The following is a 17,877-nucleotide window of genomic DNA, read 5'->3' as shown; positions in this document are numbered from 1 at the left end:
TGAGCGTGCCGTACGCGAAACCGCGGCGGTCGGGTTCGTCGATCACGTACACCACGCGGCACGGAATCGTGAACCCCAACCAGCGCAACACCACATCGCTTCCGGGTTCGGCGGTGGGGGTCCCGGCATCCACCCGCAGCCCGGCGCGACGATGCACGTCCCAGCCCGTCAACGCGTCGGACGCGGTGAGGAATGTGTCCTCACCGCGTCCGATGTACACCGTCTCGCGGAGGTGCCGATACCCCGCCGGCAACTCTCCGGCGGTGGCACCGACCTCGCGATAGGTCAGTTCCCGGGAAACCCGGGCGGGCAAACTAGACCGTGAATCCGAGGGCGCGCAGCTGCTCGCGGCCGTCCTCGGTGATCTTGTCCGGGCCCCAAGGCGGCATCCAGACCCAGTTGATCCGCAGCTCGTCGCACAGGCTGCTGTTCACCAGGGCACGCTTGGACTGCTCCTCGATGACGTCGGTCAGCGGGCACGCCGCGGACGTGAGCGTCATGTCGAGCAGCACGACGTCGATGCCGTTCTCGTCGAGCTCCTTGAAGTCGTAGACCAGACCGAGGTCGACGACGTTGATACCGAGCTCGGGGTCGACGACGTCACGCATCGCCTCCTCGAGCTCGTCGAGGCGCTCCGGGGTGAGCGTCGCGCCGTACTCGGCGACCGGCTCGGCCGGGGTGGTCTCGGCGGTCTCCGCCTGGGCCTGCTCGGCCTGGGTGTCCGTCATGATGTCTGTCCTCCGGTTCGAGCCAGGTCGTTCTCGTCGTCGACTATTCGAACAACGGCGTCCTTGAAAGCCATCCATCCCAGCAACGCGCACTTGACGCGCGCCGGGTACTTCGACACCCCGGCGAAGGCGATGCCGTCGCCGAGGACGTCCTCGTCGCCCTCGATCGTGCCGCGACTGCTCACCATCTCGCTGAACGCGTCGACGGTGCGCAGCGCCTCGTCGAGCGGCATCCCGACGACCTGATCGAACAGCACCGACGTCGACGCCTGGCTGATGGAGCAGCCCTGGCCGTCGTACGAGATGTCGGCGACGACCGGTCGGCCGTCCTCACCCGCGGCGAGGTGCGCGCGCAACGTGATCTCGTCGCCGCACGTCGGGTTGACGTGATGCACCTCGGCACCGAACGGGTCGCGCAGACCGCGCCCGAGCGGGTGCTTGTAGTGGTCCAGGATCACTTCCTGGTACATCTGCTCGAGGCGCACGCTCAGTTACCTCCGCTCACGCCGAAGAAGTCCTGCGCCCGCCGGATTCCGGCGATCAGCGCGTCGACCTCGTCGAGGGTGTTGTACAGCGCGAACGACGCCCGCGCGGTCGCGGCGATCCCCAACCGCTGGTGCATCGGCCACGCGCAGTGGTGTCCGACGCGGACGGCGACACCCTCGTCGTCGAGGACCTGCCCCAGATCGTGGGCATGGATCCCGTCGACGAGGAAGGACACGGCCGAACCGCGGTCGATGCCGTCGGTGGGGCCGATGATCCGCACGCCGTCGATGCCCGCCAGTCTCTCGAGCGCCGCGGTCACCAGCAGGTGCTCGTGCTGGGCGACGGCGTCCATCCCGATGTTCTCGAGGTACTTCACGGCAGCACCGAGTCCGACGACCTGCGAGGTCATCGGCACGCCGGCCTCGAATCGCTGCGGCGGCGGCGCGTACGTGCTGCCCTCCATCGTGACGGTCTCGATCATCGAACCACCGGTGATGAACGGGGGCATCGACGCCAGCAGTTCACGGCGGCCGTACAGCACACCGACGCCGGAAGGGCCGAGCATCTTGTGACCGGAGAACGCCGCGAAATCGACACCGAGGGCACGGAAGTCGACCGCGAGATGCGGCACGGACTGGCACGCGTCCAGCACCGTGATCGCACCGACGGCCTGCGCACGGCGGACCAGTTCGGTCACCGGCGAGATCGCGCCCGTCACGTTCGACTGGTGCGTGAACGCGACGACCTTGACCTTGTCGGTCAGCTCGAGCGAATCGAGGTCGATGCGGCCGTCGTCGGTGATGCCGTACCAGCGCAGCGTCGCTCCGGTGCGTCGTGCAAGTTCCTGCCACGGAACGAGATTCGCGTGGTGCTCGAGTTCGGTGACGACGATCTCGTCACCGGGTCCGACGACCTTGTCGAAACGGTCGTCGCCGAACACGTGCGCAACCAGGTTGAGCGACTCGGTGGCGTTCTTCGTGAACACCAGCTCGTCCGGATCGACACCGACGAACGACGCGATCGCGGCGCGGGCACCCTCGTACGCATCGGTGGCCTCCTCGGCCAACTGATGCGCACCGCGGTGCACCGCCGCGTTGCACGTGGTCAGGAACTCCCGCTCGGCGTCGAGCACCTGCACCGGACGCTGCGAGGTGGCACCCGAATCCAGGTACACCAAGGGCTTTCCGTCACGCACGGTCCGCCCCAGGATCGGGAAATCCGCCCGGATCCTGGTGACGTCCAGCGCAGCTGCCGTGGTGGTCATCGGGACTACGCTCCCGCCCCGGCCTGGGTGAAGCGCACGTAGCCGTTGGCCTCGAGCTCGTCGGCGAGCTCGGCACCGCCGGACTCGACGATCTGACCGTTGACGAACACGTGCACGAACTCCGGCTCGATGTAGCGCAGGATGCGGGTGTAGTGCGTGATCAGCAGGATGCCGCCGTCCTCACGCTCCTTGTAGCGGTTGACGCCCTCGGACACCACGCGCAGCGCGTCGACGTCGAGGCCCGAGTCGGTCTCGTCGAGGATCGCGATCTTCGGCTTGAGCAGGCCCAGCTGCAGGATCTCGTGGCGCTTCTTCTCGCCGCCCGAGAAGCCCTCGTTGACGCTGCGCTCACCGAAGGTCGGATCGATCTCGAGCTCGTTCATCGCCTCCTTGACTTCCTTGACCCAGTGGCGCAGCTTCGGAGCCTCGCCACGGACCGAGGTGGCCGCGGTACGCAGGAAGTTCGACATCGAGACGCCGGGCACCTCGACCGGGTACTGCATCGCCAGGAACAGTCCGGCGCGGGCGCGCTCGTCGACGCTCATCTCCAGGACGTTCTCGCCGTCGAGGGTGATGGAGCCGGAGGTCACCACGTACTTGGGGTGGCCGGCGATCGCGTACGACAGCGTGGACTTGCCCGAGCCGTTGGGGCCCATGATGGCGTGCGTCTCGCCCGAGCGGACGGTCAGGTTCACGCCCTTGAGGATGTTGATCGGCTCGGCGTTCTCGTCCGAGTTGGCGACGTCGACGTGCAGGTCGCGGATTTCAAGCGTAGACATTCGATTTCCTATGCGGGTATCGGTGGAAGGCAGGTGACCGGATCAGGCGCCGACCGCGGCCAGTTCGGCCTCGACGGCGGCCTCGAGGCGCTCGCGCACCTCCGGAACCGCAATGCGGTTGATGATCTCGTGGAAGAAGCCACGCACGACCAGCCGCATCGCCTGCTCCTCGGGAATGCCCCGGGCGCGCAGGTAGAACAGCTGCTCGTCGTCGAAACGTCCCGTGGCGCTGGCGTGCCCGGCACCGACGATCTCGCCGGTCTCGATCTCGAGGTTCGGCACCGAGTCGGCGCGGGCGCCGTCGGTGAGCACCAGGTTGCGGTTGAGCTCGAACGTGTCGGTGCCCTCCGCCTCCGCGCGGATCAGCACGTCGCCGATCCACACGGTGTGCGCATCGGGCTTGCCCGAAGCCGGGTCACCCTGCAGCGCACCCTTGTACACGACGTTCGACTTGCAGTGCGGCTGCGAGTGATCGACCAGCAGGCGCTGCTCGAAGTGCTGGCCGGCGTCGGCGAAGTACAGGCCGAGCATCTCGGCGTCGCCGCCGGGACCCGCGTACTTGACCGTCGGGGTGATCCGGACCAGGTCGCCGCCGAGGCTCACCGACGTGTGCCGCAGCACCGCATCGCGGCCGAGCAGCGCGTGGTGGGCCGCCGCGTGCACCGCGTCGTCCGCCCAGTCCTGGACTGCGACCACGGTCAGCGAGGAGCCGTCGCCGAGCACGAACTCGACGTTCTCCGCGTACGTTCCGCTGCCCTTCTGGTCGAGGACGACGGTCGCCTTCGCGAAGGTCTCGAGACGGATCTGGAGGTGGCCGAACGCGACTTCGCCTTCACCGGGTCCGGTGACGACGATGTTGATCGGCTCCGAGACCTCGACCTCGCGACCGACGGTCACGACCGTCGCCGACTCGAAGGACGAGTATGCCTGCGCCGCAACGCGATCGAACGGCACGCCGCCCTCACCGAGGCGAGCGTCGTCGCGGCCCACGGTCTCGACGGCAACGTCACCACCGGTGACCTCGATCTTCGCGGTGCCGAGCGGCCCTGCCGCAGCAGTGCCGTCGTGCAGGCCGCGCAGCCGGCGCAGCGGCGTGAACCGCCACGCCTCGTCACGGCCCGCGGGCACCTCGAACGCATTCACGTCGAACGAGGTGAAGACCTCACCCTTGTTGGTTGCGGGGGCGGCGTTCTCGCCGGCCGCCGCGCCCTGTACTCCCGTCACGGGGGTGCTCACTAGCCCACCGCCCCTTCCATCTGCAGTTCGATCAGGCGGTTGAGCTCGAGGGCGTACTCCATCGGCAGCTCCTTGGCGATGGGCTCGACGAACCCTCGCACCACCATGGCCATCGCCTCGTCCTCGGTCAGACCGCGGCTCATGAGGTAGAACAACTGGTCGTCGCTGACCTTCGACACCGTGGCCTCGTGGCCCATCGTCACGTCGTCCTCGCGGACGTCGACGTACGGGTAGGTGTCGGAACGGCTGATCTGGTCGACCAGCAGGGCGTCGCACTTGACGGTCGCCTTGGACCCGTGAGCGCCCTTGTTGACCTGGACCAGACCGCGGTACGACGCGCGACCGCCGCCGCGGGCCACGGACTTCGACACGATGGTCGACGACGTGTGCGGCGCCAGGTGCAGCATCTTCGCACCGGTGTCCTGGTGCTGGCCCTCGCCGGCAAATGCCACCGAGAGCACCTCACCGCGGGCGTGCTCGCCCATCATCCACACGGCCGGGTACTTCATCGTGACCTTCGAGCCGATGTTGCCGTCGATCCACTCCATCGAGCCACCCGCCTCGACCTTGGTGCGCTTGGTCACCAGGTTGAAGACGTTGTTCGACCAGTTCTGGATCGTCGTGTAGCGGCAGTGGCCGCCCTTCTTCACGATGATCTCGACGACCGCGGAGTGCAGCGAGTCGGACTTGTAGATCGGCGCGGTGCAGCCCTCGACGTAGTGCACGGAGGCACCCTCGTCGACGATGATCAGCGTCCGCTCGAACTGGCCCATGTTCTCGGTGTTGATCCGGAAGTAGGCCTGCAGCGGGATGTCGACCTTCACACCCGGCGGCACGTAGATGAACGATCCGCCGGACCAGACGGCCGTGTTGAGCGCGGAGAACTTGTTGTCGCCGGCCGGGATGACCGAGCCGAAGTACTCCTGGAAGATCTCCGGGTGCTCGCGCAGGCCGGTGTCGGTGTCGAGGAAGATGACGCCCTGCGCCTCGAGATCCTCACGGATCGAGTGGTAGACGACCTCGGACTCGTACTGCGCCGCGACACCGGCGACGAGGCGCTGCTTCTCCGCCTCGGGGATGCCCAGCTTGTCGTACGTGTTCTTGATGTCCTCGGGCAGGTCTTCCCAGCTCTCGGCCTGCTTCTCGCTCGAGCGCACGAAGTACTTGATGTTGTCGAAATCGATGCCGTCGAGGTTCGAGCCCCAGTGCGGCATCGGCTTCTTGTCGAAGGTCTTGAGCGCCTTGAGACGGATGTCGAGCATCCACTCGGGCTCGTTCTTCTTCGCGGAGATGTCCCGCACGACAGCCTCGGACAGCCCTCGTTGCGCGCTGGCACCAGCGACGTCGGAGTCCGACCAGCCGTAGCCGTAGTGGCCCAGCGACGCGATCGTCTCTTCCTGGGTGAGCGGCGCCTCGGGTGTCACCTGGTCTGGTGTGACGGTCATGCGAGCTCCTTCCGGAGTCTTGTTACGTACCGGTGCGAGCTGTCCACCGGGGAGTACATCTATGAGGTCTTTCGGGGTAATGCGAGGGGAACGTGGGTGGTGCAGGCGCAGTCGCCGTTCGCGATGGTCGCCAACTGCTGGACGTGGGTACCGAGCAGTTCTGCGAACGCAACCCGCTCCGCTTCGCAGAGTTCGGGGAACTCCTCGGCCACGTGGGAGATCGGACAGTGGTGCTGGCAGATCTGCACGCCGTTGCCGACCGGACGGATCGAGGCCGCGAACCCCGCCGAGGTGAACGCCTCCGCGATCTCCTCCGCCGTGGACTCGACGGCTTCCGGTTCGTCGTCGCCGACCGGCTCGACCGCGCCGACGATCGACTGCACCCGACGCTTGGCGAAGGCCTCGATGGCCGCGTCGCCACCGATCTCGCGCAACTGCCGCATCGCCGCGCCCGCGAGGTCGTCGTACGTGTGGCCGAGCTTCCCCCGCCCGGCGGCGGTGATCTGGAACAGCTTCGCCGGGCGGCCGCGGCCACGTTGCCGCCAGCTGGCAGCGCTGGCCTCCTGTGCCTCCCCCGCCTCGATGAGCACATCGAGATGGCGTCGGACACCGGCCGCGCTGAGGCCCAACCGCGCACCGATGTCGGTGGCCGAGATCGGCCCCTCCTCGACGAGCAACTGCACCACCGCGGCGCGCGTATGACCTTCGTGCGCGCCGGTCACGGGCAACGGCGTACCAGCGGAGGCATGGACAGGCACGTGACCTGCACCTTCTCCACTCGCGCGTCGAGCCGCTTCCGATTTCACAACACCAGTGTGACGGAATTAGGCGCGCCGGTCCACGAAGGGTTACCTGCGTGATGCGGGCCACACGGGATTCGCGGCCCGAGGGCCCGACCGTGGCCGGAACAGATCGTTCGCACCGCTACGCTGCACCCTGTGCCGCAGACCGAGATGGAACACGAGTCGGAAGCCCCGGCCCCGTCTCGGGCCGTGAGGGCCACCGCTTTCGCCAAGCGTGCGCTCGGCGTCGAAGGACGCTCTCACCGGCCCTCGGTGTCGGACCGCCTGCACGGCGACGAACCGGAGGCCCCCGGACTCGATTCCCGCGAGACGCGGCAACTGCATTGGATCCGGCTCTTCGGCGCGACCGGAGCGGTCCTCATGGCCGTCGGCGCCCTCGGCGCCGGCGCACAGCCCGTCCTCCAGAACCCGGTCCAGGGCCTGCGCATCCTCGGCCTCCCCGCCCGGATGCCGAGCGCAACACTGAGCATGGCGATGACGGGCACCGTGATGGTCGTGCTGGCCTGGCTGCTGCTCGGACGGTTCGCGGTCGGCAGCATGCGGGGCGGGCGCGCAATCCGCCAGCTCAGCCGATCACAGCTCGACCGGACCCTCCTCCTGTGGGTGATTCCGCTCACGGTTGCGCCGCCGATGTTCAGCCGGGACGTCTACTCGTACCTGGCACAGAGCGAGATCACGGCCCGTGGACTCGACCCGTACGAGATCGGCCCCGCCGGGGCACTCGGCGTCGACCACGTCCTCACACGGACCGTACCGAACATCTGGCGCGAGACTCCCGCGCCGTACGGCCCGCTGTTCCTCTGGCTGGGCCGCGGCATCACCGCAATCACCGGCGACAACATCGTGGCCGGCATCTTCCTGCACCGACTCCTGGCGCTCGCCGGCGTCGCGATGATCGTGTGGGCGCTCCCTCGGCTCGCCCGGCGATGCGGGGTGTCCAGCGTCAGCGCGCTGTGGCTCGGTGCCGCGAACCCGCTCGTGTTGTTCCACCTGGTCGCCGGCATCCACAACGAGGCCCTGATGATCGGCCTCATGCTCGCGGGCGTCGAGCTGGCACTGCGTGCCGTCGAGGGCAAGGAGCCGATTCGTGGACGCGCACTGCTACTCCTACTCGCCGGCGCGACGCTGATCGCATTGTCGTCGACGATCAAGATTCCGTCCCTGCTCGCACTCGGCTTCGTCGGCATGGCGCTCGCCCGACGGTGGGGCGCCAATCTGAAGGCACTCGCATCGGCCGCCGCGCTCCTGGCTGCCGTCGCGATCGCTGTCACCGTTTTCGTGAGCGTCGCCAGCGGGCTCGGCATGGGCTGGACCCAGACGCTCGGCACCGCCACGGAAGTGCGCAGCTGGATGTCCATACCGACCCTGCTGGGACTCGGGACCGGACTCGTCGGCGTCCTGCTCGGACTCGGCGACCACACCACCGCCGTACTCGGCCTGACGCGGCCGATCGCATCGCTCGTCGCCGCATTCATCACGGTCCGCATGCTGGTCGCCGTGCTCGTCGGGCGGATCCACCCGGTCGGCGCGCTGGGAGTGTCCCTCGGCGCGATCGTCCTGCTCTTCCCGGTGGTCCAGCCGTGGTACCTCCTGTGGGCGGTGATCCCGCTCGCCGCGTGGGCGACCCGGCCGGTGTTCCGCGTCCCGACCATCGCGTTCTCGTCGGTCGTCGGAATCATCCTGATGCCCAACGGCGCCGAGTATCAGCCGTTCATGATCGTGCAGGCCGCGATCGCGACCACCCTCGCGTGCCTGGCCATCATCTTCCTCACTCGAAACCTGCTGCCGTGGCGTGCGCAGCAGACCACCGCACCGGTCTGATCGGGCCGGGGCTTAGGCTGGATCCTCGTGATTGGCAAAACGTCGGCGACGACGTTGAAGAAGGGCGAGCCCGCGGTGCGCCTCGAGGGCGTCGTCAAGGCGTTCGGCGAGGTCCGGGCCGTCGACGGGCTGGAATTCCGGGTCGAACAGGCCCAGGTGCTCGCGCTCCTCGGACCGAACGGCGCGGGCAAGACCACCACCGTGGAGATGTGTGAGGGCTTCGTCACACCCGACGCCGGTTCGGTGCGGGTGCTGGGCCTCGACCCGATCGCCGATTCGGCGGCGCTCCGTCCGCGCATCGGCGTGATGCTCCAGGGCGGCGGCGCGTATCCGGGCTCCAAGGCGGGCGAGATGCTCGATCTGGTCGCGTCGTATTCCGCGAATCCGCTCGACCCCGAGTGGCTCCTGCGCAGCCTCGGTCTGCAGGACGCCCGCCGCACCCCGTACCGCCGCCTGTCCGGCGGGCAGCAGCAGCGCCTGGCGCTCGCGTGCGCCCTCGTCGGACGGCCCGAACTGGTCTTCCTCGACGAGCCGACCGCCGGCCTCGACGCCCAGGCCCGCCTGCTCGTCTGGGAGCTCATCGACGCGCTGCGCCGCGACGGCGTCAGCGTGCTGCTGACCACGCACCTGATGGACGAGGCCGAGGAACTGGCCGACGAGCTGGTCATCATCGACCACGGCCGGATAGTCGCGTCCGGCACGCCGTCCGAGGTGACCCGCACCGGCGCCGAGGGACTACTGAGCCTCGTCGCCCCGTCCGGACTCGACCTGGCCCCGCTGCGCGCCGCGCTGCCGGCCGACTTCCAGGCGCAGGAGGTCTCGCCCGGCGACTACGTCGTGCGCGGCGCGATCGATCCGCACATCGTCGCGGCGGTCACGTCGTGGTGCGCGGGACAGGACGCGCTGGCCACGGAGATCCGGGTCGACCAGCGCCGCCTCGAGGACGTCTTCCTCGAACTCACGGGACGGGATCTGAGGGGATGAGCGTGACGAACCACGAGCGCCTGGCCGACAACCGCTTCGCCGCCGGCACGTTCGCCCCTCGTCCGCAGCCGGCACCGCCGGCCCGGATGCTGGCGTCGCAGACCAAGCTCGAGCTGACGCTGCTGCTGCGCAACGGCGAGCAGTTGCTGATCACGATGCTGATTCCGATCACCCTCCTGATCGGCCTCACGCTGCTGCCGATCGGGGACTTCGGGACCGACCGGGTCGACACGATCGTCCCGGCCGTGATGATGGTGGCGATCATGTCGACCGCGTTCACCGGACAGGCGATCGCCGTCGGCTTCGACCGCCGCTACGGGGCGCTCAAGCGGCTCGGCGCCACTCCCCTGCCCAGGTGGGGCATCATCGCCGGCAAGAGCGCTGCGGTCGTGATCGTGGTCGCGATGCAGACGCTGCTGCTCGGCGCGATCGGCTTCGCGCTCGGCTGGCGTCCGAGCGTCCTGGGCCTGGTCCTCGGGGCTGTCGTGATCGCGCTCGGGACCGTGACGTTCGCGTCGATGGGCCTGCTGTTGGGTGGGTCGCTGCGCGCCGAGATCGTGCTGGCGCTCGCGAACATCCTGTGGTTCGCGATGGCGGGCATCGGCAGCGTCGTCTTCGCCGACCAGATCAACGACGGCGTTCGGATCGCCGCGCAGATCGTGCCGTCCGGGGCACTTGCGCAGGCCCTCGAGGACGCCACCGCCGGGAGCATCAACCTGGCGTGCGTCGGAATCCTCGCCGTGTGGGCGGCGGTGACCGGTTTCCTCGCAACCCGCACGTTCAAGTTCGTCTGACACGAGTATTCGTGCATTCGGCGCGTGTCCGGCGAAATGCTTCCCGGAACCGACCGTCCAGATCGACAATGACCGTCGTGACCGACTCCTTGATGACCGGACTCCGGCGAACCTCGATCGCGGCCTGCGGCGCCCTCGCCCTCGCCCTGGCACCGCTGACGGCGGACGCGGCCCCCGTGTGGGGTCCGCTGGCCCCCGCGAACCCGCATCTCGGCCCCGACGGGACCTCGACGATGCACGGCGACGCGGGATCCTCCGACGCCACCGCGATGGCCGGCCCGGGCACGGGCCCCGTGTCGATCGCCCAGTACCCCCTGGCGTCGGCGTGCCCGACGCTGCTGGAGGGCTCGGACGGCCTGGTGGTGGCGCTGTGCACGACGATGATCGGGCAGAACCCCACGGTGCACCTGATCGATCCCGAGGCGTCGACGTTCCCGGTCGGCGGCTCGCTCGCCCAACTGCAGCTCACCAAGGGCAGCCTGCTCGGCGGTGTGTACGCGTACCTCGACTCGGACGATCGCCTGGTCGTCGTGGACGGCACCCGGCACCTGCTGCGGATCGGTCACTCGCAGACGAACGGCAAGTGGGAACTGGCCGTCGACACCAGCGTCGACCTGACGTCGGCGATCCCTGACGGCGACAACGTCACCGGACTCGCCCCGGACTGGGCGGGCAACGTGTGGTTCGCGACGGGCGGCGGCGTCGTCGGCACGGTCGATTCGGTCGGTATGTCTCGCACGATCGCACTGCCGGAGGGCGAGCAGGTGCAGAACAGCATCTCGACCTCGGAGGGCGGCACCGCCGTCGCCACGACGCACGCGACCTATCAGCTGAGCGCCGGACCGGACGCCCAGCCGACGATCGACTGGCGCCGGGAGTACGACCGCGGCTCGGCGCGCAAGCCCGGGCAGCTGAGCTGGGGCACCGGATCGACACCCACCTACTTCGGCCCCGTCACCGGTTCGGAGTACCTGACAATCGTCGACAACGCCGACGGCCAGGTGAACCTGCTCGTCTACCGCTCCACCGACGGCACCGAGGTCTGCAAGGAGCCGGTCCTGCCGCCGGGCGACGGCGGCAGCCTGTCCGGCAGCGGCGGTTCCGCGGGAGGCTCGGGCGGCAGCCTGTCGGGAAGCCTGAGCGGCAGCACCGGGTCGGGTAGCGGCAGCGAGAACTCCCCCATCGGCATCGGACGCTCGGTCTTCGTCGCGAGCACGTACGGCTACCCGTACCCGACGGTCCCGGCCGGCGCCGGCGAGGCCGTCCCGGCATCCGCACCCTTCCGCGGGGGCATGACCCGCGTGGACGTCGACGCCGGCGGCGACGGCTGCACGACGGTGTGGCAGAACCAGGTCCGCAGCTCCGCTGTCCCGCACCTGTCCACGGCCGACGGCAACATCTACACGATGGTCCGTGAGGGACTCGACACCACGACCCCGCTCGACGGCTTCGCGTACGCCGTCCTCGACCCCGAGACGGGCGCGGTGAAGTCCACCAAGACCGTTACGGGCACGCTGCTCGGTGACACGCTGCAGATGTCGGCGCTCATCACCGACGACGGCCGGTACATGCAGGGCACCATCTCGGGAATCGTCTCCGTCAACCCCGGAAGCGGCGGCTCGAGCGCGTCGGCCGGGTCGTCGGGGTCGTGACCTGCGCCGAACGTCACACCGGTTGGACCGGGGCCAACTACACCTCGTAGTGGATCGCCCTCTACCATCGGGGCGTGCTGTATCGCGGGTTTGTGAACCTGGTCAACCGTCTACCGCTGCCGTCGCTCGCGGTCCAGAAGTGGATCGCGATCGCGGTGATCGTGACGCAGGGCGGCATCGCCGTCACCGGATCGGTGGTCCGCGTCACGGCGTCCGGCCTCGGCTGCACCACGTGGCCGCAGTGCTACCCGGGCAGCTTCATCCCGACCGGCGATTCGACGGCGCCCTGGCTCCACCAGTCCATCGAGTTCGGTAACCGCCTGCTCACGTTCCTGGTGGTCGCGACCGCCGCGGCGGTCGTCCTCGCGGTGACCCGCGCGGGACGACGCCGCGAGGTGCTCTTCTACGCGTGGCTGATGCCGCTGTCGACCATCGCGCAGGCCGTCCTCGGTGGCATCACAGTGCTCACCGGGCTGCTGTGGTGGACGGTGGCGCTGCACCTGGTGGTGTCGATGGCGATGGTCTGGCTGTCGGTCATGCTGTACCACAAGATCGACCAGCCGGACGACGGCGTCGAGGTCACCACACTCCCCAAGCAGCTGAGCTGGCTGACGGCCCTCACCGGCGTCGCGCTGGCCGGCACCCTGGTCGCGGGCACGATGGTGACCGGCGCCGGACCGCACGCGGGCGACAAGAACCCCGAGCGGACGGTCGAGCGTCTCGACCTCGACATCACCAACCTGGTGCACCTGCACGCCGAACTCCTGGTCGCCTACCTCGCTCTGCTCGTCGGCCTCGGCTTCGCCCTCTACGCCGTCGGCGCGCGCGCCGCGGTGAAGCTGCGGCTCAAGGTTGTGATCGCGCTCGTCGTCGCGCAGGCGTGCGTCGGCCTGGTGCAGTTCTGGACGCACGTGCCGGCGGCACTGGTGACCATCCATGTGGCACTCGCCGGTGCCTGCACCGCCGCGACCGCGGCCCTGTACGCGGCGGGCCGGGTCCGCGAGCCTGTCGGCGACCGCACCGACACCGACGCCGAGGCCGTCGCCACCGCCTGACCGGCGTCACCCACGAACGACGAAGGCCGGGATCCTGCGATTGCAGGGTCCCGGCCTTCGGTTCTTGTCAGCGCTCGTTGCGTGCCTTCGGGAAGCGCGTCTGGTGTGCGACCCAACCGGCCATCTTCGCGAAGTGGCCCTTGCGCGGCGTCACGATGCTGGTGAGGGCGCGGTCCCACTCGGAGACGGTGAGCTCGTCGAACGACGCGACGACCGCGTTCGCGATCGCGAGGTTGTCGACAACCTGATCGCCGAGGATGCCGTCGGCGCCGACGAGGGTGATCCGCACGCCCGCACGCCCGACCGGCTGGATGACCGCGCTCGCGGATCCACCGTGCTCGGAGATGAACTTCCGGATGGCTGCGACCGTGCCCGAGGGCAGGACCGGGGCCGCAGCGGTGCTCTGGGTATCGGTGCTCATGGGGTCAGCGTACTGTGCGGTAGCCCCGGTCCCGTCACGACCGTCCGCCGACGCGACCGCCGGGTCGGTGTAGAACAAGAACATGCGTGCAATCGTGGTGTCCCAGTTCGGCGGTCCGGAGGTTCTCGTCCCCACGGAGGTGCCCGATCCGCCGGTCGGTCCGAACGATCTACTGGTCGCGACCGAGGCGATCGGCGTCAACTTCATCGACACGTATTTCCGCACCGGAACGTACGCGCGTGATGTTCCGTATGTACCGGGCGACGAGGGCTCCGGTGTGGTGCTCGAGGTCGGCTCCGACGTCACAGAGTTCGGAGTCGGCGATCGGGTGGCGTGGGCCGCGGCGCCGGCCGGCTATGCCGAGAAGGTCGTGGTGCCGGCCGCCGTCGCGGTGGACGTCCCGGACGGGGTCGCACCCGAGCAGGCGGCGTCGGCGCTGCTGCAGGGGATGACCGCGCACTACCTGATCGAGTCGGCCTTTTCGGCCCGATCCGGTGAGACCGTCCTCGTCCACGCAGGCGCCGGCGGAGTGGGACTGCTGCTCACCCAGATGGCGGCCGCGAAGGGCGTCAAGGTGATCGCGACGGTGTCGACGGACGAGAAGGAGGCGTTGTCCCGCGAGGCGGGCGCCTGGCGGGTCCTGCGTTACGGCGACGGGCTGGCCGACAAGGTCCGCGAACTCACCGGCGGCGAGGGGGTCGCGGCGGTCTACGACGGCGTCGGCAAGGACACGTTCGACGCGAGTCTGGACTCGCTGCGCGTCCGCGGGACCCTCGTGCTGTTCGGTGCCGCCAGCGGTCCGGTTCCGCCGTTCGATCTGCAGCGCCTCAATGCGGGCGGATCACTGTTCGTGACCAGGCCCACCCTCGCCCATTACGTGCGGGACCGGGAGGAGCTGACGTGGCGGGCCGGCGCCGTGCTCGACGCGATCGCTGCCGGGACGCTGAAGCTGCGGGTGGGCGGCAGCTACCCGCTCGACCAGGCCGCGCAGGCGCACCGCGATCTCGAGGGCCGCAAGACCACCGGTTCGATCGTGCTGTTGCCCTAGCCGGCGCACAGACGACGAAAGGCCCGCTCGAGTGAGCGGGCCTTTCGTTCGGTGTCAGGTCAGAAGTAGCTGGCGATCGTGTTCCAGCCGAGGACCGAGTCGACGGCCAGACCGCAGCAGACCACCGCGAGGTAGTTGTTGGACTGCAGGAACAGCTTGAGCGGCTTGATCGGCGTGCCGCCGCGGACGCTGTTGTAGAGCTGGTGCGCGACGAACAGGAACCAGGCGCCGGCCAGCAGCGTGACGACCGCGTAGATCCATCCGGCGGCCGGCACCAACACCAACGACGCGAGAACCGTCGCCCACGTGTAGAAGACGATCTGCTTGGTGACGTGCTCCTCGGAGGCGATGACCGGCAGCATCGGCACGCCCGCGGCCTTGTAGTCCTCCTTGTAGCGCATGCCGAGCGCCCAGGTGTGCGGCGGCGTCCAGAAGAAGATGATCAGGAAGAGGACGAGCGGCTCCCAGCTGAGGGAGCCGGTCACGGCGGCCCAGCCGACCATGACGGGCATGCAGCCCGCGGCGCCGCCCCAGATCACGTTCTGCCACGTGCGGCGCTTGAGCACCATCGTGTAGACGAGGACGTAGAACGCGATCGTCAGCACGACGAGGAAGCCTGCGAGCAGGTTCGCCGCCCACCACAGCCACACGAAGGACGCCACACCGAGGGTCATGCCGAACACGAACGCATGCTTCGTCGGTACCGCCTGACGCGCGAGGGGACGCAGCGCTGTGCGCTTCATCACCTTGTCGATGTCGGCGTCGACGACGCAGTTCAGGGAGTTGGCGCTCGCGGCGCCCATCCAGCCGCCGAACAGCGTGCTCAGGATCAGAACCAGGTCGATATGACCACGGTCGGCCAGCAGCATCGCAGGAATCGTCGCGACGAGCAGCAACTCGATCACGCGCGGCTTCGTGAGTGCGATGTACGCCAGAACGGTCGACGTCACCCGGCCCCACAGCGTGGTGGTGTCCCGCGCAGCCTTCGATTCCGATGCGCCGGAGGGGCCGCCGAAGCCATGTCCGCTCGGCCGATGCCCTGTACGCACGCTTTCTCCTTGCCCCACGCGACTACATCCTCGCTGTTACTTCACTACTACAACCGATGGTAGACGGCGCAAACCCCTGAACCGAATCGACCCGATCGGGGCGGCACACTAGGCTGGAAGCGCACTCGAGGTCCGGCGACGCCCATTGCACCCTCCGGATACCCTCCGGCTCCACGTACAACCATGTCAGGAGACATCTGCCCGTGTCGATCACAGACGAGATCCGCGTCCTCACGCAACCGGTCCACCCCACCGACTGGACCGACCTGGACACCAAGGCCGTCGACACCGTACGAGTCCTCGCCGCGGACGCCGTCCAGAAGGTCGGCAACGGCCACCCGGGCACCGCGATGAGCCTCGCACCCGTCGCCTACACCCTGTTCCAGCGAGTGATGCGCCACGACCCCAAGCACCCCGAGTGGGTCGGACGCGACCGCTTCGTCCTGTCGTGCGGCCACAGCAGCCTGACGCTGTACCTGCAGCTCTACTTGTCGGGCTACGGGCTCGAGCTGTCCGACATCGAGTCGCTGCGCACGTGGGGCTCGCTGACCCCGGGCCACCCCGAGTACGGCCACACCGTCGGCGTCGAGATGACCACCGGCCCGCTGGGCCAGGGCCTGGCGTCGTCGGTCGGCATGGCGATGGCGGCGCGGCGCGAGCGCGGCCTGTTCGATCCCGAGGCCGCCGCCGGAGCGAGCCCGTTCGACCACTTCGTCTACGTGATCGCCTCCGACGGCGACATGGAGGAGGGCGTCACCTCCGAGGCGTCGTCGATCGCGGGTGTCCAGCAGCTGGGCAACCTCATCGTCTTCTACGACGACAACAAGATCTCCATCGAGCACGACACCGCGATCGCGCTGGGCGAGGACGTCGCCAAGCGCTACGAGGCGTACGGCTGGCACGTGCAGACCGTCGAGGGCGGCGAGAACGTCTCCGCGATCCTCGACGCCGTCGCCGCCGCGAAGGCCGTCACCGACAAGCCGTCGATCATCCTGCTCCGCACGATCATCGGCTACCCGGCCCCGACGATGATGAACACCGGCGACGTGCACGGTGCCGCGCTGGGCGCCGAAGAGGTCGCGGGCGTCAAGCGCGCACTGGGCTTCGACCCGGAGAAGAGCTTCGACGTCGATGCGGCCGCGCTCGCGCATGCCCGTCAGGTCGTCGACCGCGGCGCCGCGGCGCATTCGCAGTGGCAGGCCGACTTCGACGCGTGGGCCGCCCGCGAGCCCGAGCGCAAGGCGCTGTTCGACCGCCTGCACGCCGGTGAGTTCCCGGAGGGCTGGACCGATCACCTGCCGACGTGGGACGCGGACGCGAAGGGTGTCGCGACCCGCAAGGCGTCGGGCAAGGTGCTCAACGCGCTCGGCCCGATCCTGCCGGAGCTGTGGGGCGGCTCGGCCGACCTCGCCGGCAGCAACAACACCACGATCGACGGCTCCGACTCGTTCGGCCCGACGTCGATCTCCACCAAGGACTGGAACGCCCAGCCCTACGGCCGGACCCTGCACTTCGGTATCCGCGAGCACGCGATGGGCTCGATCATCAACGGCATCGACCTGCACGGACCGACCCGCGCGTACGGCGGCACGTTCCTCGTCTTCAGCGACTACATGCGCCCGGCGGTCCGCCTGGCCGCGCTGATGCAGACCCCGGCGCTGTACGTGTGGACGCACGACTCCATCGGTCTCGGCGAGGACGGCCCGACGCATCAGCCGATCGAGCACCTCGCGTCGCTGCGCGCGATCCCGAACATGTCCGTCATCCGTCCGGGTGACGCCAACGAGACCGCCCAGGCGTGGAAGTGCGCGCTCGAGCACAAGACCGGCCCCACCGCGCTGGCGCTGACCCGTCAGGACATCCCGGTCCTCGAGGGCACGAAGGACAAGGCCGCCGAAGGTGTCGCCCGCGGCGCGTACGTCCTGGCCGAGGCGTCGACCGGCACCCCCGAGGTGATCCTGCTCGGCACCGGTTCGGAGCTGCAGCTGGCCGTGGCCGCCCGTGAGGTGCTCGAGGCCGACGGCATCGCGACCCGCGTCGTGTCGGTGCCCTGCCTCGACTGGTTCGATCAGCAGGACCAGGCGTACCGCGACGACGTGCTCCCGCCCGCGGTCCGCGCCCGTGTCTCCGTCGAGGCCGGTATCGCGATGCCGTGGTACAAGATCCTCGGCAGTGACGGCGAGGCCGTGTCGATCGAGCACTACGGTGCCTCGGCCGATCACAAGACGCTGTTCCGCGAGTTCGGCTTCACCGCCGAAGCGGTCACCGATGCGGCACGTCGCGTCCTTGCACGTGTGAAGGGATGAATCATC

16 protein-coding genes and 1 pseudogene are annotated in these 17,877 nt (G+C 68.9%); 7 read left to right on the top strand and 10 right to left on the bottom strand.

Annotated elements, in window-relative coordinates:
• Positions 1-10: 10 nt before the first annotated feature.
• The 8 genes and pseudogenes from LCL87_RS18790 to LCL87_RS18755 all read right to left on the bottom strand — a co-directional run.
• Positions 11-253, bottom strand: a pseudogene (locus LCL87_RS18790) (DUF1990 family protein); the annotation flags it as partial.
• Between the two features lie 61 nt (positions 254-314).
• Positions 315-728: a metal-sulfur cluster assembly factor gene (locus tag LCL87_RS18785; protein ID WP_225022431.1), complete on the bottom strand. Its 414-nt coding sequence runs from the start codon at positions 726-728 to the stop codon at positions 315-317.
• A complete protein-coding gene (gene sufU / locus LCL87_RS18780) occupies positions 725-1,213 on the bottom strand; it encodes a Fe-S cluster assembly sulfur transfer protein SufU (protein ID WP_225022429.1) in 489 nt (162 codons plus the stop codon). Before sufU ends, LCL87_RS18785 begins: the two co-directional genes overlap by 4 nt.
• 2 nt (positions 1,214-1,215) lie before the next feature.
• Complete coding sequence (locus LCL87_RS18775; RefSeq protein ID WP_225022419.1) at positions 1,216-2,478, bottom strand: cysteine desulfurase; 1,263 nt, start codon at positions 2,476-2,478, stop codon at positions 1,216-1,218.
• A 5-nt stretch (positions 2,479-2,483) separates the two neighbouring features.
• Positions 2,484-3,257 (bottom strand): Fe-S cluster assembly ATPase SufC, encoded by a 774-nt coding sequence (gene sufC, locus LCL87_RS18770; RefSeq protein ID WP_225022417.1) that lies wholly within the window; start codon positions 3,255-3,257, stop codon positions 2,484-2,486.
• Between the two features lie 42 nt (positions 3,258-3,299).
• Complete coding sequence (sufD, locus tag LCL87_RS18765) at positions 3,300-4,493, bottom strand: Fe-S cluster assembly protein SufD (protein ID WP_225022415.1); 1,194 nt, start codon at positions 4,491-4,493, stop codon at positions 3,300-3,302.
• Positions 4,493-5,938, bottom strand: coding sequence for a Fe-S cluster assembly protein SufB (gene sufB / locus LCL87_RS18760; protein WP_225022413.1), 1,446 nt, complete (start codon positions 5,936-5,938; stop codon positions 4,493-4,495). Before sufB ends, sufD begins: the two co-directional genes overlap by 1 nt.
• A gap of 59 nt (positions 5,939-5,997) precedes the next feature.
• A complete protein-coding gene (locus tag LCL87_RS18755; protein ID WP_510850805.1) occupies positions 5,998-6,696 on the bottom strand; it encodes a helix-turn-helix transcriptional regulator in 699 nt (232 codons plus the stop codon).
• A gap of 180 nt (positions 6,697-6,876) precedes the next feature.
• On the opposite strand from LCL87_RS18755, the gene mptB reads away from it, so the two are divergent.
• From mptB to LCL87_RS18730, 5 genes are all read left to right on the top strand, one after another.
• Positions 6,877-8,562 (top strand): polyprenol phosphomannose-dependent alpha 1,6 mannosyltransferase MptB, encoded by a 1,686-nt coding sequence (mptB, locus tag LCL87_RS18750; RefSeq protein ID WP_510850804.1) that lies wholly within the window; start codon positions 6,877-6,879, stop codon positions 8,560-8,562.
• Positions 8,563-8,616: 54 nt separating this feature from the next.
• Positions 8,617-9,546: an ABC transporter ATP-binding protein gene (locus LCL87_RS18745; protein WP_225022663.1), complete on the top strand. Its 930-nt coding sequence runs from the start codon at positions 8,617-8,619 to the stop codon at positions 9,544-9,546.
• A complete protein-coding gene (locus tag LCL87_RS18740; protein ID WP_225022410.1) occupies positions 9,543-10,340 on the top strand; it encodes an ABC transporter permease in 798 nt (265 codons plus the stop codon). Before LCL87_RS18745 ends, LCL87_RS18740 begins: the two co-directional genes overlap by 4 nt.
• 68 nt (positions 10,341-10,408) lie before the next feature.
• Positions 10,409-11,992: a hypothetical protein gene (locus LCL87_RS18735; protein WP_225022408.1), complete on the top strand. Its 1,584-nt coding sequence runs from the start codon at positions 10,409-10,411 to the stop codon at positions 11,990-11,992.
• Positions 11,993-12,066: 74 nt separating this feature from the next.
• A complete protein-coding gene (locus LCL87_RS18730; RefSeq protein ID WP_225022406.1) occupies positions 12,067-13,047 on the top strand; it encodes a COX15/CtaA family protein in 981 nt (326 codons plus the stop codon).
• A 67-nt stretch (positions 13,048-13,114) separates the two neighbouring features.
• Here LCL87_RS18730 and LCL87_RS18725 read toward each other — a convergent pair whose 3' ends face one another.
• Complete coding sequence (locus LCL87_RS18725; protein WP_225022404.1) at positions 13,115-13,468, bottom strand: hypothetical protein; 354 nt, start codon at positions 13,466-13,468, stop codon at positions 13,115-13,117.
• A gap of 82 nt (positions 13,469-13,550) precedes the next feature.
• Between LCL87_RS18725 and LCL87_RS18720 the strand changes: the two genes are divergently transcribed.
• On the top strand, positions 13,551-14,516 hold the full coding sequence (locus LCL87_RS18720) for a quinone oxidoreductase family protein (protein ID WP_225022402.1): 966 nt from the start codon (positions 13,551-13,553) through the stop codon (positions 14,514-14,516).
• A gap of 59 nt (positions 14,517-14,575) precedes the next feature.
• On the opposite strand, the gene LCL87_RS18715 is transcribed toward LCL87_RS18720, so the two are convergent.
• On the bottom strand, positions 14,576-15,565 hold the full coding sequence (locus LCL87_RS18715) for a heme o synthase (protein ID WP_225022400.1): 990 nt from the start codon (positions 15,563-15,565) through the stop codon (positions 14,576-14,578).
• Positions 15,566-15,768: 203 nt separating this feature from the next.
• On the opposite strand from LCL87_RS18715, the gene tkt reads away from it, so the two are divergent.
• Positions 15,769-17,871, top strand: coding sequence for a transketolase (gene tkt, locus LCL87_RS18710; protein WP_225022398.1), 2,103 nt, complete (start codon positions 15,769-15,771; stop codon positions 17,869-17,871).
• The last annotated feature ends 6 nt before the right edge of the window (positions 17,872-17,877 follow it).

The sequence above is a fragment of the Prescottella equi genome (assembly GCF_020171745.1).
GTDB lineage: Bacteria > Actinomycetota > Actinomycetes > Mycobacteriales > Mycobacteriaceae > Prescottella > Prescottella equi_A.
Note: the sequence above shows the minus strand (reverse complement) of the source record. Positions and strands in the feature narration are given on the sequence as shown.